The organism is Synergistaceae bacterium (assembly GCA_012728235.1).
Classification (GTDB): domain Bacteria; phylum Synergistota; class Synergistia; order Synergistales; family Synergistaceae; genus JAAYFL01.
The window spans coordinates 1-14450 of record JAAYFL010000076.1 but is presented as its reverse complement, the minus strand read 5'-3'; the positions used below and the strand labels follow the sequence as shown (position 1 = coordinate 14450).

The 14450-nt window shown below is 40.6% G+C and carries 10 protein-coding genes; 4 read left to right on the top strand and 6 right to left on the bottom strand.

Going from position 1 to position 14450, the window contains the following annotated elements:
• Positions 1 to 624: hypothetical protein (locus GXZ13_05470; protein ID NLX75263.1), on the bottom strand; the 624-nt coding region annotated here is incomplete at its 3' end.
• Between the two features lie 417 nt (positions 625 to 1041).
• On the opposite strand from GXZ13_05470, the gene GXZ13_05465 reads away from it, so the two are divergent.
• On the top strand, positions 1042 to 2397 hold the full coding sequence (locus GXZ13_05465; protein ID NLX75262.1) for an OFA family MFS transporter: 1356 nt from the start codon (positions 1042 to 1044) through the stop codon (positions 2395 to 2397).
• 68 nt (positions 2398 to 2465) lie between these two features.
• Here the strand turns inward: GXZ13_05465 and hydG are convergent, their stop codons facing one another.
• Positions 2466 to 3893, bottom strand: coding sequence for a [FeFe] hydrogenase H-cluster radical SAM maturase HydG (hydG, locus tag GXZ13_05460; protein NLX75261.1), 1428 nt, complete (start codon positions 3891 to 3893; stop codon positions 2466 to 2468).
• 319 nt (positions 3894 to 4212) lie between these two features.
• On the opposite strand from hydG, the gene GXZ13_05455 reads away from it, so the two are divergent.
• The gene (locus GXZ13_05455) at positions 4213 to 4650 is read left to right on the top strand and encodes a hypothetical protein (GenBank protein ID NLX75260.1); all 438 of its coding nucleotides are present in this window, start codon (positions 4213 to 4215) and stop codon (positions 4648 to 4650) included.
• 94 nt (positions 4651 to 4744) lie between these two features.
• Here the strand turns inward: GXZ13_05455 and GXZ13_05450 are convergent, their stop codons facing one another.
• From GXZ13_05450 to GXZ13_05435, 4 genes are all read right to left on the bottom strand, one after another.
• Positions 4745 to 6181, bottom strand: a complete 1437-nt coding sequence (locus GXZ13_05450) for an efflux transporter outer membrane subunit (protein ID NLX75259.1) — start codon at positions 6179 to 6181, stop codon at positions 4745 to 4747.
• Entirely contained in the window at positions 6174 to 9359 is a 3186-nt protein-coding gene (locus GXZ13_05445) for an efflux RND transporter permease subunit (protein NLX75258.1), read from the bottom strand. The genes GXZ13_05450 and GXZ13_05445 overlap by 8 nt, the downstream gene beginning before the upstream one ends.
• A 3-nt stretch (positions 9360 to 9362) precedes the next feature.
• Complete coding sequence (locus GXZ13_05440) at positions 9363 to 10658, bottom strand: efflux RND transporter periplasmic adaptor subunit (GenBank protein NLX75257.1); 1296 nt, start codon at positions 10656 to 10658, stop codon at positions 9363 to 9365.
• A gap of 103 nt (positions 10659 to 10761) precedes the next feature.
• Entirely contained in the window at positions 10762 to 11394 is a 633-nt protein-coding gene (locus tag GXZ13_05435) for a TetR family transcriptional regulator (GenBank protein NLX75256.1), read from the bottom strand.
• Between the two features lie 267 nt (positions 11395 to 11661).
• Here GXZ13_05435 and GXZ13_05430 point away from each other — a divergent pair, with 267 nt between their 5' ends.
• Positions 11662 to 12852 carry an amidohydrolase gene (locus GXZ13_05430; protein NLX75255.1) on the top strand — a complete coding sequence of 397 codons (1191 nt, stop codon included), beginning with the start codon at positions 11662 to 11664 and terminating at the stop codon, positions 12850 to 12852.
• Positions 12853 to 12873: 21 nt separating this feature from the next.
• Entirely contained in the window at positions 12874 to 14319 is a 1446-nt protein-coding gene (locus GXZ13_05425; protein NLX75254.1) for a long-chain fatty acid--CoA ligase, read from the top strand.
• The last annotated feature ends 131 nt before the right edge of the window (positions 14320 to 14450 follow it).

The window sequence follows — 14450 nt, the reverse complement described above, 5'->3', positions numbered from 1 at the left end:
CCCATATACATCTTGAAATCTCAAAGAGTAGCCATTTTCAATGGTTATTCTCAGCGTTGCTCCACCGGGAGTGAAATAAAGATGGTTGATTGGTTTATCCTTCCAATCATCAGGATCTAATCCTATATCCGTCCATCTTCTGTCTCCCCAAGTAAGACCGTAACTGCCACTTTCATTAAATCTCTCTGTCATTTTCTCTATAATATTTGGAACTATTTCTGAAAAGTTGTCTCCTAGGGGTGTTAAAGGAGGAAAGTCTTTTGATATTTTTAAAACCCAAAGCTGATCGGGAACCGACCATTTGTATTTGGCTCCCTCATGCATAGGTGTCACCATATTTGTCAAACACTTGCTTCTAACCAAAGCCTCTATCCTTTTTTCATCTGTATCAATATTCACAAAAAGATCTTTAGCATTCATAGATTTATAGTCATAATTAATACTCCTATATATCTTTGTTGCAGAATTCAATATAGCAATATTCGAACGATCAAAAGCCAATTCAGTTTTTTCCAAAAAGCGTACATAGGCCATGAAAATAGAAAAGGAGAGAATCACAATTATTATGATTACTATGAGCAGTTCAGTAAGGACAAGTGCCGGGGCTTTGTTTTTTATAAACATTTCTGCCATCTCTCTAGTGTAATTAAAAAGGTTTGTAATTCCAGCTTCATCTTATAGCGTAGAATTTTACTTAAATAACTTATTTAAGTGGGTTTTTAAAAACAGAGACAGAACTTTGTGGCATCTTTATTAACTGTATAATTATATTTTTATTCTAAATCCTCTTAATTTTTTCTATTATATCAGTTTGATATACATTTCTCATGTATTTAGTTAGCGATTAGCGATTTTACTTTAACTTTCCACGCTTATCTGCAATCCTTGTAAAGTTCTTTCGCTTTCTAAAATTATATGACAACTACAAAAAACCGTAAAATTTATGAAAAAACTGACAAGCCATATTGTTTTATCTTTGATTCTCTGTAATAATACCCCTCAACAGTTTAAACTTTACCCTATTTCAAAAGGAGAATTTTAATGTCAAAAACAGAAAAAACTTTTCCACGTTGGATTCCCTTATTGGGAGGACTTCTTGGCAGTATCACTTGCGGAATGCTTCTTTATGCTTTTAGCGTATTTATACGCCCCTTACAAGTACAGTTCGGATGGACAGTACCCGAAGTTACACTGGCCTATTCTCTGATATGTTTGGTGCTTGGGCTCATGACTCTTCCAGCCGGACGTTTGAGCGATAAATTCGGTCCTAGAAAAGTTGTCCTTATGGGTGGGATTGTAATGGCATTGGGTTTCTTTTTAGTTTCAACCATCACACCTCCTGATCCTGCACTTTTGACCGGAGATGGAGCCACACAATCCACTAGCAAGCTCCCACTTTATCTTTTGTATATATACTACGGAATTATTGCAGGGTTCGGAGGAGCTTGTGTCTATCTCCCCCCAATAGCAACTGCGCCGAAATGGTGGCCGGATAAAAGAGCTCTTGCTACAGGGTTCGCTGTCGTTGGTATAGGGCTAGGCTCTTTTGTAATGGCTCCTGTGTCTACAAGCATGATAAATCACTTCGGAAGTGCTCTGCCTGTTTTTAAATACATGGGAATTGCAATGGGAGTAATTGTGGTTTTTGCCGCGATGTGCTTAAAAGAGCCTCCGAAAGGCTACAAACCGGCTGGTTGGAACCCTCCTCAAACATCATCTGAAGGTGTGCCACAGAATTATAGAGATTATACACATGAAGAAACGCGAAAAACTCCTCAATTCTGGTTGCTTTGGCTCACTTATTTCGGAGGATCATTTGCAGGATTAATGGTTATAGGATTAATCGCTAAGCACGGCATTGACGCCATGACAATAGCTTATGCCGCAAGGGAAGGGATTGACGCTTTAACGGCTGTTCCAGATGACGTTGCTAAGAACATTGCCATGTCCGCATCTTTTGCTGCAAGCGCACTTGCTGTTTTTAATGCCGCAGTTAGAATTTTGATAGGGCCTCTTGCCGACAGAGTAGGAACAAAAAAGATTTTTGTTACTTTGTTCGCAATTCAAACAGTTGCGATGTTATTTCTGTTCCCGGCAGGAAAATCTGCGGCTCTCCTTGCCGCTTGCGCCGGACTTATAGGATGGAACTACGGATCAATTTTTACACTTTTTCCGGCAACTTTATTGCAATACTACGGCCCAACAAATCAAGCTTCTAATTATGGACTGCTCTTCTCAGCATTTGGATTTGCAGGGTTCTGTGGTCCATACATTGGCGGGAAGTTACAGGCTATGACCGGCTCTTTCTTTGCGCCGTTCTTGGTCTCTTCTGTAGTGCTTGCTATCTCTGTGGCGATACTTGCCACTTTAAAAGCACCTAAAAAAATCCCCGTTTAGTATCATCTAAAATAAAAGCGGGTGCTTTGGAGATATCCAAAGCACCCGCTTTCTATTTCATCAACAAATTAAAAATAGAGATCTTGAACTCCCTCTTCAATCTGTTTCAACTGTTTTTTTGTTAATTCTTTCGTCTTTTCATCAGCTATCTTTTCTATTTCTTTCTCTATTACTTTTTCGCCAAGCTCTTTTAAGTCTTCCGAAGCATAACCTACCAAGTATTCTTTTAAGGTAAGCAACGCATTAGGCTGGCAAATATTCTTTATTTCGCCGGATTTGGCAAGATACATAAAACGGTCTCCAGTGCGTCCTTCCCTGTAACATGCAGTACAGTAGCTGGGGATATATCCATCTTCGCATAGCCACGTAAGTATCTCTTCCGGGGTTCTCTCGTCGGAAACTTTAAACTGTGCTGTATCGTCACAACTGCCATGTGCAATGTCTTTATGATATCCTCCAATACCCGTACATGAAGCAGCGCTAACCTGCGATATCCCAAGCTCCAAAGCTTTCTTTCTGGTTTCTGGAGTCTCTCTTGTAGAAAGAATCATACCTGTATATGGGGTCGCAATTCTTATGACTGCAATTAGTCTTAGAAATTCTTCATCAGTTAGAAGATATGGGAAACTATTGAGGTCAACGCCCTCAGCCATGCGCAGACGGGGTACGGATATAGTATGAGGCCCTACTCCGAACATCTCCTCCATGTGTTCTGCTAGCATAAGCTGTCCCACCATCTCATATTTATAGTCATAAAGCCCGTATAGAACTCCGGTTCCTACATCATCAAGTCCGCCTTGCTGTGCTCTGTGCAACGCAGTCGTGTGCCAATCGTAGTTGCTTTTAGGGCCTACTGTGTGCATTTTTGCATAAGTTGGCCTGTGAAAAGTTTCTTGGAAAAGAATGTAAGTTCCGACGTCTGCCGCCTTTAATCTTTCATATTCTTCTACCGTAGTAGCCGCAATATTTACGTTAATCCTGCGGATAGACTCGTCTTTGCTATTTTTATATTTATAAATACGCTCTATACATTTAATTATATAATCCAGTGGTGTTTCCACAGGGTCTTCTCCCGATTCTATGGCTATCCGTTTATGTCCGAGAGCCAAAATCGCTTCTACTTCTTCGTCAAGCTCTTCCATGGTAAGTTTTTTTCTAAGCATGACTGTATTGTCTTTATGAAATCCGCAATATTCACATCTATTGATACAGTAGTTCGAAAGATATAAGGGTGCAAAAAGTACAATTCTTTTTCCGTAAATCTTTTCTTTTATTTCTTTTGCCAGATGAAATAGTTCTTCTTCCAGTTTTGGATCAGTTATCTCCAAAAGAACAGCGGCTTCTCTGTGAGTAAGTCCTTTGCATGTTCTGGCTTTATCTAAGAGCGACCGAACATATTCCTTGTCTTCGACAAGCTCCTTCGCATCTTTAAGCGTCGAAAGTATCTCTTCGTCGTCTATGAAAGTAGTATCATGAAATTGTTTTGGATCGTACATGAATTTATCCTCCCCTGTACACTTTTGCTTTTGTGAATTTATTAAAGAACAAAGATTTTTAAAAAGGAGAAACTCTTTCGAATATTTACGAAAGAGTCACCTTTAATCCTATATTACACAACAGAATGGCTCTTTATATGCTTTATGTATAAGGTAAATTATACACCATTGCTTGTTATAAAATATAGGTAGAAAATACGGGTATATTCTCATATTAATTTTTAAAAGATAGAAATACTATGATTTTTTCGTTATAAATACGTAACAAAGTATTTTTTTGTATACTATAATCAGATTAAGAAAGGTTGGTGATAATTAAATGAAAAAGCTTTTTTCAACGTTTTTAATCATTGCTATTTTGTTCGTTTCAGCCCCTCTCGCATCAGCGATTGATTTAGGCAGTATCCTTAAGGACGCCGCTATTACCATCGTCGGAGGAACTGCAGTAAAAGCTCTTGCTCCACAACTTGACGAATTTATCAACACAATAACTTTTAATAAAGGTGTGAAGTTTGATGGATTTACCAAGGTCGTTCCAATTTTATCCATAGGATCAGGAACACGTATCGGAGCCGCACAAGTAGGAGCAAATACAAAAGATGCACTTGACAGGACAAAGGCCGTTGCTCAACTCGAAGGTGAATTTCAGAAAATCCGGGCACAAGCACTAATCCCCATTGATAAAGAGATCCCTATCTCTCAGTTTAAACGAGTTAAAGGCGTGGGAGTTACTGCCATAATTGATGTTAAGCTATAAAGCTTATAATTAAATAGTATCTATAGTTTACAAATATAGCGGAGGCAATATTGCCTCCGCTATATTTGTTTTTATAGTCTATATTTATATTGCTTTATTTCATCGGTTCCCAACCGCCGCCCAGTGCTTTGTATAATCGAACGATGTTGGAAACCATCTCACCTTCGCTTATAACATATTGCTCTGACACTGAAAGATACGATTTTTGAGCAGACAGAACATTGTTGTAGTCTGTCAGTCCACTTTTATATTTATCATTTGCGACAGAGAGAGCATCGCGAGCTGCGTCCACACTTAGCTTTAATGAGGAATTACGCTGTCTCTCCTGCACTTCTGCTGTAAGAGCATTTCTAACTTCTGCAACTGCTTCTAAAATCGTTTTTTCATAAGTAGCAAGAAGCTGCTCTTCCTTTGCACCCTGCACCCGAATATTGTTTTTTATGGCACCCCAATGAAATATTGGCCAAGATATTCTGGGGCCAAAACTATATGCCTTAGCGGGGCCGCTGAACAAATCTCCCGTGCTGAGAGCTTCTGTTCCTATTGAACCTACAAGTTGAAATTTAGGCCACAAATCCGCTCTTGCTGATTTTGTACGAGCTAACTGAGCAACCAGCTGACGTTCAGCGTAATAGATATCCGGTCTCTGGCGAAGGGCTTCTGCCGGGATACCTACGAGTTCAAGCGTGTCCCCCTTAGGTAGAGACTGTTTGTCCTTTAACATCTCTTCGAGAGTACCCGGCACAACACCGGTAAGAACGGCAAGGTTATTCTTAACCTTCTCAATAGATGTTTCTATTGGGGGTATAGAAGCGTTTGTCTGTTCGTAAATATACTTTGCTTGATTATATGCCAGTGCATCGGTTAGACCGGCCTTATAGCTCGAAGAGAGCATCTCCAAAGACTCTTTCTGTATGGCAAGATTATTCTTAGCTACATCTAAACGTTCTTGTAAAGTTCTGAGACTCAGATAGTTAATTGCGACCTCGGAGGATAGAGTAACCCACGTCGAATGCAAAAACGCATATTGCGCCTCCAAAGTTGCTACTCCTGCCTCAACGGTGGCACGACGTCCGCCGAATATGTCTATTTCCCAAGACGCATCCACTCCGAGTCGATAAGTATCAACTTTTTCTCCTCCAGTATTGAGGGGAGACCTCGTAGCGGACCAACTATTTGACGTGTCTAGCCAGGGGAGCATGGCTGCTTTGTTTATTCCCAAAGCAGCTCTTGCTTCTTTTATCTTCGCACGAGCAGAAGCAAGATCCTTGTTGCTCTCCAAGCTGTTCATTATAAGGTTAGTTAGAGTGCTGTCACCAAGAGATTGCCACCAGCTTGCCAAGTTTACGACAGATGGTGCTTTTGCATCTTCTTTTGAAAATGATGGAATAGGATTGCTTAAAGCAAGCTCTGTCCACTTCTCCTCAGAAAGCTCTATAATTCTTGCTTCTACAGGTGTTTGTGCCACTACTTTCGTTGAAAAAAGAAGTAGCATAACTGCTGTAAACAGTGTGATTTTAGTTTTATTCATCTGTTTTTACCTCTGTTTCCTCGGTAGATATATCTTCATATTTGATTTGTTTTTCTTTTTTTGATTTGCTTGACAACCGTCCTAGCAAAGCTTCCGTTCCACCCTCAAAGAGCACGTAGAGAGGGGGGACCAAGAAGATTCCTACGACTGTAGCCGCTAACATCCCGAAAACCATTGTGGTTCCGACGTGTACCCTACTATTCGCTCCGGCTCCACTTGCAAAAAGCATGGGGAGAACTCCAAGAACACAGGTGAACGCTGTCATTAAGACCGCTCGGAAACGCTCTCTTGCAGCTTCGGCTGCCGCTGCGATAAGAGGCATCTGTTGTTCTTCATGCAATTCTTTTGCAAATTCAACTATAAGAATTGCGTTTTTGGCGGCCAATCCTATCAAGAGCAGTATCCCTAGCTGTGCATAGATACTGATTGAAAGGCCCATGACCCAAAGTCCCAATAGTGCTCCAAGCATAGCAACAGAAAGAGACAGTATAACTGGGACTGGCACAACCCAACTTTCGTATTGAGCTACTAAGAAAAGGTAGGCAAATAACAGAGAAATTGCCAAAATCATTATTATGGTGCCGGTTGAATCTTGTTGCTGATAGCTTAAGCCTGACCATTCATAATTATAATCTGTTGGTAATCCTTTAGCTAACTCGCGGATTTTTTCCATTCCCTGACCGGTGGAATATCCCTGATTCATAACTATGGTAATCGCGGCAGATGGATAAAGGTTATATCTACTGATGGTGCGAGGTGCAAGTGTCTTTTTTACTGTCAAGAGGCTATCTAGGGGGACAGGAGTTCCTGTTGTGCTATTTACAAATATCTCTCCTATTTTATCCATATTGCTTCTATAAACTCCCTCTGACTGGACCATAACCTTGTTGACTTCTGTACCTATGTTAATGTTATTGATATAAGCTGAGCCGAAGTATGTCTGTAATGTAGAGAAGATTGTTCCTACAGGAACATTCAACATTTCAGCCTTCTCTCGGTCTATATCGAGGAACAGGTGCGGAGTATCAGCAGTATAAGTACTAAAAGCATATAAAAATTCAGGGGATTGATTTATTTTGCCCAACAAATCTCTTAATACCATGGCTAATTTTTCCGGATTATTTTCAAGACGCGACTGAAGTCTCATGTCAAGTCCTCCGCTAGCACCCAGGCCTGAAATAGCGGGCGGTGTAAAAACGCTGAATTGTGCTTCAGGAACTGTGGCAGCAATAGCACGTACTTTAGAGACTATAGATCTCAAACTTCTATCTTTAGTCTCTCTTTTACTCCAGTCATCAAGGGGCAAAACCATTGATGCAACGTTTTCGCCGGCCCCACCCATTATGTTATAACCCATAATCTGAACAGCGTATGCCACTCCTGGAACATTCATTATGTCGGACAACACTTTATCCATTACAGACTTAGTGCGTACCTGGGTGGCGCCCTCTGGGAGCTGAACTGCGGCAAATATGGCTCCCTGGTCTTCATCCGGAATAAATTCTGTCGGAGAAAGCTTCATAACCATAGTAGCTGAGAATATTACCATTAGGAGACAGGCAATGGTAACAAGAGATCTTCTTGCCAAATAAGTTGCGCCTTTAACGTATCCATTTGTAGACTTTTCAAGGGTTTTGTTGAACCAGCGCAACAATCCCTTTCTCTCTTTCGGTTCACTTTTAACCAAAATATGAGAACACATAGCTGGACTAAGTGTTAGTGCTACAACCAAAGATGCTGTTACAGCAAATGCAATCGTTACAGCAAACTGACGATAGATAATTCCCGTAATTCCTTCCATGAACGCTACTGGGACAAATATGGCAAGAAATACTAGCGTCGTGGCTACCATAGCTCCAGTTATGTCTTTCATTGCTTGTGCAGTTGCTTCCTTTGGAGAACTGCCGTCTCTATCCATGATAAATTGAACTCTTTCAACAACGACAATCGCATCATCAACGACCGTCCCTATAACAAGTACTATCCCAAAAAGTGTAAGGATATTGATGGTGTACCCAAGTGCTCCTAACCCTACAAATGTAGCGAGAAGCGATGTCGGAATGGCTGCAACCGGAACCAGTGTAACCCTCCACTCTTGCAAGAAAAGATAGCAAACAAAAACTACAAGCAAAAAAGTAAGTATGAGTGTCTGGAATATTTCTCTCATTGTTGCACGGACATAAGCAGTGGAGTCGTACGAAACAACAAATTGCATGTCTTCAGGCAAAGTTTCTGATATTTTTGCAATTTCTTTTCTGACGTTTCTCATTATCTGAACAGCATTGGAACCAGACATTTGGCTAAGGAGCATCATGGCGGAGGGTTTCCCGTTCAACTGGGCGCTTGTGGTATATTGTTCCGCTCCAAGCTCAACTCGTGCAACGTCTTTTAATTTAACTAGTCCACCCTGTGCCGAAGTTCTTAGAATAATATTTTCAAAATCCGCAACGGATTCAAGGCGTCCCTTTGTTGTAAGAGAGTAAACGAGAAGGCTATCTTCATTTCCCGGGGCTCCTCCCACGGCACCTATAGAAGCCTGTCTATTTTGACTTGCTATAGCAGTTGATACATCCGATACACTTAATCCCAATGAGGCAATACGTGCTGGATCAAGCCAAACTCTCATACTGTACTTCGCTCCGAAAACTTGGCAATCTCCCATACCGGGAACACGTTTTAAAATATTTTTAACGTTTGCATTGGCATAGTTTGTCAATTCAAGCGAACTGTAAGTTTCATTTGGAGATATTAAACCAATAAAACCCAAGGTATCAGAAAAACGGCTTTCAACTGTAAGCCCCTGAGTAGTAACCTCTGTTGGCAATAAAGGAGTAGCCTGCTGAACTCTATTTTGCACTTTGACAAGTGCCATATCAGGATCTGTCCCTGTGGCAAATGTGACGGACAAGCTGTAAGAGCCATCATTAGAAGAGCTGGAGTTCATATAAATCATTCCATCAACGCCGTTGACAACCTCTTCTAATGGAGCAGCGACTGTATTGGTCACAACTTCAGCGGAAGCTCCTCGATAAGTACCGCTAACTTGAATCTGGGGAGGTGTAACGTTAGGGTACTGTTCAATAGGCAAAGAAACAGCCACGATGAGCCCTGAAAGCATCATCAGGGCAGCTATTACCATCGCAAATCTGGGACGTTTTATAAAAAAATCTGAAAACATCTGCTAATTACCTTCTTTTTTAACGGGTTCGCTTTTATCATCAGACAGGACTGAATCTTTACCGTTAGCATCTGACACAATGTTGTTATCCGCTTCTGATTGAGATGCAAGGGAAGCAGTTGTCTTCTCTGCAGGCTCAGCTATATTAACTTTTATTCCCGGACGGATATTTTGGATGCCTGTGGTAACAACCCTGTCACCAGCTTTTATTCCGGAAGTTACTTCTCTCATTGATCCAACTTCTGTACCCAAAGTTATTTCGACCTTCTTAATGACATTATCACTGTCAACCACATATACATAATCACTTGCAGAATCAGCGAGAAGTGCTGTCTGAGGAACCACTATGACAAGCTGGCTTTTAACCTGTTTTGTGGCTATGCGAACCATAGAGCCCGGTATTAAGAGTCCTTCAGGATTATTAAATCTTATGCGCATTGACATGCTTCCTGTTTTTTGATCCATCTGATTGTCTTCAAAATCTCGCTCTCCGGATGCGGTAATCACGTCTCCGTTGCTGAGTTTAAGGGTTGTATTGTATACAGAGCCGCTTTCTTTAAATATAGCCAGTTGATTTAAGTAGTCCTTATCCGGCATAGAGAATTTCACGCGGATTGGGTCCATCTGAACTATAGTGGCAAGTGCTCCGGAAGTCGCAGAAATATAATTCCCTTTCGTAAAATTCGTTGCACCTATACGTCCGGAAATAGGAGACCTTATGACAGTGTTTCCTAGGTCAATCATTGCGAGCCTAAGGTTGGCGTTGGCCTGTTCTACTGCGGCAAGTGCTTGCATAACTGCACTTTCTGCAGAATCAAAATCAGCTTTAGAAACACTTCTTTCATCTGCATTTTTTAAACGAGCAAAAAATTTCTCAGCTCTGTCTAAATCTGCTTTGGCTTGAGCAAGCTGTCCTTTTCTAAGGGTCACTGTTGCTTCATATTTACGAGCATCCAATGTATAAAGAGGTTGTCCTACTTTTACGATAGAGCCCTCTTTAAAATTAACTTTTATAATTTCACCGACAACTTGGGCCCTAACTTCTACGCTCTGGATAGCATCCACTTTTCCTATATACTCTTTTTGTGCAAATAAGTCTGTTTCTACAGCTGGCACAACGGTTACCGTAGGCAACGGCCTTACGGCTGTAGCTGCCATATTTGCTTCTTTTCTCTCGTCATAATATTTTTTTGCATATATACTGCCTATAGCAATCAATATGAGAATAACTATTAGCACCAGTTGTGGCCATTTTTTAGCCTTGTCTTCTGTCTTTCTGTTCTCCTGTAGTAAATCCATTTTTACTTCGTTCTCCTTCGCCACTGTTTTTAACAGCTAATATTTTATATATTTTTTTGTAATCTTTATTACTTTCTCTATTGTTAAAATCAATCAGATTATTTTATAAATTCAAGTTCGCACTTATTGAATCAAACAGAAAGTCTGTATCATCAACAAAATCTTCCGGTAAAAAGCCTGAAACTTGTAAAAGAAATAGGCCAAAAAACACGTATGTTACAAGAGTTGCCACCGCTGGAGGATTAACATCCTCTTTTATTTTCTTGTTCTTTTGTGCCTTTATTAGAAATGCTTTCAGCTCTTCTTTCTCTTTGTTCACATTTGCCTTTATGAGATTATCCGCTTGTTTTTGTGCTGATTCGGGCCAACTTTCTCTTTGCGAGAAAAATTTGTGCATTCTTCTATATTTTTTGTCCGTTAGTGGTTTTAATAGTGCTTCTTTAAAACAAGAACGCATCTCTGAAACAGATGCCGGCTTTTCAAAGATCTCTACTATAGTGTCGCCGGTTGATGCAAACAATCCATTTAGGAGATGTACAAGTATATCTTTTTTATTTTTAAAATGCCAATAGACGGCCCCTTTAGTAAGGTTAGCTCTTTTTGCAATCTCAACTATCGTAACGTTGGAATAATTCCTCTCGCTGAACGCATCTAAAGCTGACTCTAAAATTTCCTGCTTGGTTACTTCGGCCATCTCTTTTGTCTTACGTGCCAACCGGTATACACCACCCTTCATAGTTTTTTTATCAAACTAAATTAACGAGAGGATTATACATACCGTAAAGTATGTATGTCAAGCTTATCCGGTATTTTAAAGATAATCTAAGCAATTTGTCTTATTTTATTGTGATAAAAATACTTAACCTTATCTTAACCATAAAGAGACAAAGGTGTCCTGATATGCGAAGTAATCCATAACAGTACAATCAAAACTCATTCTGTGTTAAACTTATGAAAATTTTCTGCAAAGAATCTGTCTTTATACGGGGGAGGGAGTACACATATGAAGGAAAAATTTGACCCGGCATTTTTGGGGCCACAGCTGCTTAAAGAAGCAGAGAGATTCAGCTCCGACCTTATTGACTGGCGAAGAGATTTCCATCAGTTCCCCGAAGTGGCATTTGAAGAACATATAACTGCTTCCAAAATTACCCGTGTACTAAAAGAGATGGACGGAATAGAGGTTATTTCCGGCTTTGATTCTCCCACTTGCGTTGTCGCAGTGGTTGGCAGGAATCTGCCCGGCCCCGGACTTTTATTACGCACCGGAATGGATGCTGTTGAAGTAGAAGAGCAGACCGGATTATCTTTTTCCTCTTCTCTCCCCGGAGTAATGCATGCTTGCGGACAAGATGCTCATATGGCCTCTCTTCTGGGTGCAGCCAGACTCCTTTCTATCCATAGAGACAAACTCAAACGAAAAGTAATATTGCTATTCCAACCCGCAGCCGAAGGGAAGAGCGGAGCTAAAACTTTAATTGAAAACAAGTTTTTTCAAGAATTCGACATAGAACACTGTTTGGGATTGCTCTGGTGGCCAGAACTGCCTTATGGAGAGCTTTTCACCAGAAAAGGTGTAATGACCGCTCTCTCAGACCGTATTCATATAGATATAAGAGGCGTATCAGGCTGGGCTGCAGAACCACATCTAGCCGTTGACCCAGTCACCATTGCAGCACATATTATAATTTCAATACAATCCGCTCTGACAAGAGATCTCGACCCACGCGATCCAGTTGTTGTTTCTTTTCCGCAAATTGAGGCCGGAAGTGCTTATAACGTAATCGCTGATCACGCCAATCTCTGGGGTACTTTGCGAGCCTTTAGTTCTGAAACTCGCCATCTTGTACAAAGTCGCATAGAAGAGATCTCCGCAACAGTGGCAAAAGCTTTCAAAGGGCACGCATCCGTAGAATACTCAGCAAATTATGGACATGTTGAAAATGATCCGGAATTCACTAAAAAAGTCCTAGAGATAGCTCTGCCTTTTTTTGGTGAAGATGGGATAACCATGTTAGACCGACCTCTTCTCTCAGGAGAAGATTTCTCCTTTTTTTCTTCTTACGTTCCTTCTACCTTTATGCTCCTTGGTACAGGACTTGAATACAAACTCCATCATCCTTCTTATGATGTGCCTGAAAGCTTATTACCTTTCTCGGCTGCATGGGAAGCATATATGGCTTTGATGCTTTAGCTTTAAATTGGAGGAGATTATTTGACCATCAGACTTGAACAGATAATCAGTGAAAATCTAGAAAGACTACCAAATGAGCCTTTTTTATGCTGGCAAAATACTTGGTGGTCTCGCGGTGCGTTCCTTGAACTTGTAAAAGAGTGTGAAGAAAGGCTTTTGGAAAGCAGATTTAAAGCGGGTCAAAAAATTGCGTTATTGCTACCAAACTCTCCAATAAGCCTGGCTCTTAACGTCGCTATTTGGAGATTACAGGGAACAGTTGTTTCCATTGATTACCGCGGTGCTTATATAACATTAATAAAACAGCTGGTTCATGCAGATGTCTTTGCGGCGATTACTTTTATGGGATGTGAAAACATCGCTCCTCTTATCTCAGAAGAGGGCATTCCCTGCTACATTACCTCATTGGTTGCTCCCGGCGATACAATTGCTGGAAGGGCTGCACTGAGAGAAACAACGGATAACGCAGTTATTTTTTATACATCTGGAACAACAGGGGAATCAAAAGCGGTAGCTCTGTCTCACGCAAACTTATTGTCTGTCATTGATTCTTGTGTAGAACATCTCGGCGATATTAGTGAAGATGATATACTCCTAAATGCTTTGCCAAACTTTAACGCCTTTGGCTTTCTTTCAGGCTCGTTAATCTCTCTTGTTAAAGCGATACCACAAGTAACTCTACAATCATTTATGCCTGCGAAAACTACTTGGAATATAATCAAACAAAATAGTGTAACTATAATTCCTGCAGTTCCCACAATGATAGCATTGCTTTTAGGAGCGGCCGGACAAGGTTTAGACAAAACATCAAATTTGAAATACATACTTTCCGGAGGGGACAAACTGCCGGAAAACTATATAAAAAGATGCACAGAGATATTGGGGGTTCCTATTATTGAAGGATATGGACTTACAGAGGCGTCTTCTGTCGTCAGCCTCGCTCCGGGAGTCGATGGAATAAAACCGGGGAAGCTTGGAACACTACTCTCCTGTGTTGAATCAAAGATATGTGACGATACGGGAGCTGTTTTACCCCCGGGCCAAGAGGGACAGCTTTGGATAAGAGGAGAAAGCGTCGCCTCTTCCTATTATCACAATGATGAGCTTACTGAGCGTTATTTTGCGGATGGATGGTTTAACACAAGTGATATCGCCAAATTTGATGAAGAGGGCTATCTTTCACTTGTAGGCAGGACAACAGACGTAATTTTCGTTGGTGGGTTTAAAGTTTATGCCGGAGAAGTTGAAACCGTTATTTCAGAACACCCGGCAGTAGCCGAAGTATCTGTTGTAGGTGTTCCAAGATCAATAAGTGGAGAAATTGTCAAAGCTTTTATAGTGCTTAAGGAAGGCGAGAAGATAACTTCCAAGGAACTAATAGAAATTTGCAAGAAGAAGCTTTCGTATTACAAGGTTCCGAGAATAGTGGAATTTGTTCAAAAGCTTCCTTCTAGGAAAACTTGGTAATTTTTTATAAAAATATTTTTGGATTTTAAACCTAAAATATGGCACAAATAAAGGGGGCTTAAGCCCCCTTTATTTGTGCCATATTTTAGGTTTAAAATCCAAAAATATTTTTATAAAAAATTACCAAGTTT